Source organism: Spirosoma jeollabukense (assembly GCF_054777855.1).
Map to the genome: position 1 here is coordinate 1 of NZ_BAAHAD010000038.1, position 4,556 is coordinate 4,556.

Sequence of the window (4,556 nt, forward strand, 5' to 3'; positions counted from 1 at the left end):
CTATTAAATATTTTTAAAAACTTTAAAATTAAATAAAAATTTAACAACATAACATAATAGCCTTTTAGTATATATTACATATATGAAAATATACATATATATTTCATGTTTTTTCTTAATAAAAGTCCTTTAGACCAATTTGCTATAAGAGATTTATTTAGCATTAAGGCTGCCGTTTTTGAAAATATTAAATTATCTTTAACAAATATAGGTTTATATTTATTAATTACAACAATTATAATATTTATGTTGTATATATTAGCAACAAATTATAATATAGTTACACCTAATAAATGATCAATATCGGTAGAGTCTATATATGCTACAGTCTTTAGTATAGTAATAAACCAAATAAATGCAAAAAAAGGTCAAATGTTTTTTCCTTTAATATCTGCTTTATTTATATATATATTAATAAATAATTTAGTAGGTATGGTGCCTTATAGTTTCGCACCGACATCTCATTTCATTTTAACATTTTCAATAAGTTTTACAATAGTAATAGGAGCGACAATATTAGGTTTCCAAATACATTCTCTAAAGTTTTTTTCATTATTTGTACCATCTGGTTGTCCATTAGGTTTACTACCATTATTGGTATTAATAGAATTTATTTCATATTTATCTAGACCTGTATCACTAGGTTTAAGATTGGGTGCCAATATATTAAGTGGTCATATGCTTCTTAATATTTTAGCAGGATTTACATATAATATAATGAAAAAAGGAATTATATACTTTTTTTTAGGATTAGTTCCATTATTATTTATTTTAGCTTTTTCAGGATTAGAAATAGGAATAGCATTTATTCAAGCACAAGTATTTGTGGTATTATCTTCATCTTATATTAAAGATAGTTTAGAATTACATTAAAAAATAAGATAATAAAAATAATTTATATTACTATTTTAAATATAGGATAGGAAAGTTAGAGCTAATAAAATATATATTAAAATAAAATTAATAATGGTATAAGCTTTTATTACAAGTAGAAAATAAATAAAAAACGAAAAAAAAAAATATATATTTAGCTGTATTTAGGATATGTATAAATTGACAAGAGCTAGCTTACATTAAATATTTTAAGATATTTTACTAATATTTTAGTAATAAAATAAGAGTATATAGTAGATATGAGCTGAGTTCAATTTTTAGTGCTCTTGTCGACTTTTAAGAATAGGTCCGAATATGGACTTATTAAAACTTTAGTATAATAAATTTAAATTTTGAGTTGCTTATGGAATGCCACAACTAATACCATTTTCTTTTGTAAATCAAGTTACTTTCAATTTTTTATTACTAGTAATTATAATATATTTATTTTCTAAATATATTTTACCAAGATTTGTGCGATTATTTAAAACTCGAACATTTTTGAAAAATAACCTTTTTTAAATTTTCAAGGACTCAATGTTAGCTTAATAGATAAAAAATTTTTTTTTCACTATTATTAAAAAAAAGGAATATGTTGCAAATGGTTTTGCCTTATGATTGCAGATCAATAAGAAGGAGTTCGAATCTTCCATATTCTTTATTATCAACTTATTTAACATTATAAAAAATAAATAAAAAGAGTATGATTTAATAAATATTTATTTATTAATAAATATAATCTAAATAAAAAGATACAATAAGTCTAGTAGATTTAGTATTCTATTAGTAGTATAATAAATATTTTTAATTGATAAAATTATCAATTAGTATAAAAAGAAATTATTATGAGTAAAAACAAGCTATAAACCAAATAATTTATTAAGAGAAATCTTGTAAATAAACAAGGTGAAAGGAAAAATCTGAATAACCTTAGGAAAATAAATCAAACGAGATTCTATATACAATGAGAAGTAAGATAGAATAGCCTATAAATATATAAGTAAAATGGATTATTTGTTTGAATAAAGGGGAACCTTCCTCTAAGGCTAAATATGGTATTATACGCAATAGTGAACAGTACCGTGAGGGAAATTTATTTAATAGTAATTTTATAAGCAGCTCGAGAAAAATTTTAATAAATAACAAGAGTGTACCTTTTGCATAATGGGTCAGCAAGTTAATTTTAGATGCAAGAAACAAGATTATGCATTTAAGATGATAATCGCTTAGTTTCGTAGAGAAATCGATTATGAAAAAATGATAAAGTATCTAAAATTAGACCCGAAGGCTAGTGATCTTACCGTTATCAGGATTATAAAAGTCCGAACGGGTTATCGTTGTAAAGATATCCGAAGAATAATGGTAAGTTAGTGAAAGACAAAACTGACTAGCTGAGCTGGTTTTCCGCGAAACCTATATAAGTAGGTAATTTAAACAACATCTTGGCAGGTACAGAACTGTGATCTCGGTCAAAATATTTATAATGTTTTTTCATTATAAATTTGTATATATCGGGGGATCGTAAAGATTTTATCGGAGAGTATTTGCACTCGGAAGGGCTAAGATGAATGTTAAAAAATCGGACATAGTACGATAAGGTTGTATGTCAAAAGGGAAACAGCCCAGAACAAGAGTTAATAAGGTTCCAAAATTATTGTTGAGTGAAATTAAGGATGTGTCTTTTAATACGATCAATTAATAGGCTTGGAAGCGGCCACATTTTAATGATCTCGTAACAGAGCATTGATTTTTTAAGAAGATCACACCGAAAATATAACGGATCTAAACAATATACCGAAACCTTGTCCATATATAGTTTATTTTTTAACAAAATATATATGGGGTAGCGGAACAATGGATAAATCATAATTATTTTTTTTTTAATCTTAATTTTTTATTTTCCATGTGATAATGCTGACATGAGTAACGAAAAAGATAATTTTCGCCTTAAGCTTATGGTTTTGAATTAAGCCGGCTTCTAAGCAAATAATTTTTTATTTATTTATTCCATAAAACAATATGAGATAAAAAAAATAAAGACTTGTTATTGCGATGAAATAATCTGAGATATAAACTAATTAAAGTTAAATTAGTTCAGGAAAAATAACTCAGGGATGAATAAAAGGGAGTATTAGGCGCAATACTGTGAAAAAGCTTATATTCATTATATTTGAACCGTACCTAGAAACTAACACAAGTAAGCTAGTAGAGAATACGAAGGCGTTTGAGTGATCAATCATTAAGGAACTCGGCAAAATGACTCGCGTAACTTCGGGATAAGGTGAGCCATTCTTTATAAGTTATCGATTAAGTAGAGGGGGTAACCCTGCTATTTAAGTATATAACTAAGAGAATAGGAGGCATAGAATAGTGTTGTACGACTGTTTATTTAAAACAGAGCACTCTGCTAAGATAGACATCGATATATTGAGTGTGATGTCTGCCCGGTGTCGGCTGGGTGACGGATTTGCTTAGAATTAAAAAGCTAGGTTTTGAAGAGATCCCCGACAAACGGCGGCCTTACCGATGAGGGTCCTAAGGTAGCGGAATACCCTGGCCGTTAAATGCGGTCTTGCATGAATGATGTAACGATACAACAGCTGTCTCGATGATTGGCTCAGTGAAATTGGAATAGCAGTGCAGATACTGTTTACCTCTAGATAGACGAGAGTGCGACTAGAAAGTACATAATAATAATATGGTGAAAACCCATCTTACAATCCATTGTATGAGCTCATGCGGTATGCAAAAAAAGTAATTTTTTTGTGTAAAGCCCGTAAAAATTCTGCCTATTTGGGGAGATGAGCTAGATTATTATGAATAAATTATTTGAATCCATGGTTAAAGCGTAATCTAGAAAATTTTTTTAAGAAATTTCTTGTTGATTGTATAAAAAGTTTCTCGTCTTTTTGTTAATGGATCATATGTCAACATACGTGTAGTGGAATTCTAAGATAATCATTAAGGTATTATTATGTAAACTAGGTAAGCCCAATAATGTCCTTTAAAGGAAGTTTAATTGTAAAATTAAATATACATTAGTGGGTAAAGGATGTTCTAAAAAGCAAAAGTCTTATTGTAATAATAAGAATAGATTTTTAATTGATTCGAAAGAATGCAGACTTAGAACTAGGATTTAACATTATATAAAATATAGTAATAGAGAATTGGCTGAGTGGTTTATAGCGATAAGCTTGAAACTTATTTGATTCAAAAAATCACATCCGTTCAAATCGGATATTCTCTGGTATTTATGATATTTATAATAATATAATTATTAAATCTTTGAGCCGTATGCGATGAAAATTGCATGTACGGTTCTTGAAGGGGGAAATTTTAGTAATAAAATGACCTATCTTAACAGACCCTTTGCAGCTTTACTGTTACTACTTTAGAATTTAATATAAGAATTACAAGAGTATAAGGTAGTTATTTTATAAAAATAACAATGATGTGACACCTTTATTTACTTTATTACATTCGGTTGATTAGAAGACAGTTTATGCGGGGCACAGATCCCAGAAAAAGTACCTGGGTATATCCAAAGTTCATATTGTAAATTTGTAAATTTATTTACAAATATTTTAATTTGTTATTAATTATGTTAATAATAATACAGTTATTGTTAGATTAAATTCAGTATATTTTTTATTTTTAGTAAGATTTTAACTATATGGTGAATA

At 27.1% G+C, this 4,556-nt stretch carries 1 protein-coding gene and 1 other annotated feature; the gene reads left to right on the top strand.

Annotation, left to right across the window (positions count from 1 at the left end; translation table 11 throughout):
- Nucleotides 1-300 precede the first annotated feature (300 nt).
- Complete coding sequence (gene atpB, locus ACYVEA_RS34200; RefSeq protein ID WP_461117875.1) at nucleotides 301-873, top strand: F0F1 ATP synthase subunit A; 573 nt, start codon at nucleotides 301-303, stop codon at nucleotides 871-873.
- An 840-nt stretch (nucleotides 874-1,713) separates the two neighbouring features.
- Nucleotides 1,714-3,569, top strand: a sequence feature (23S ribosomal RNA rRNA prediction is too short).
- Nucleotides 3,570-4,556: the final 987 nt, after the last annotated feature.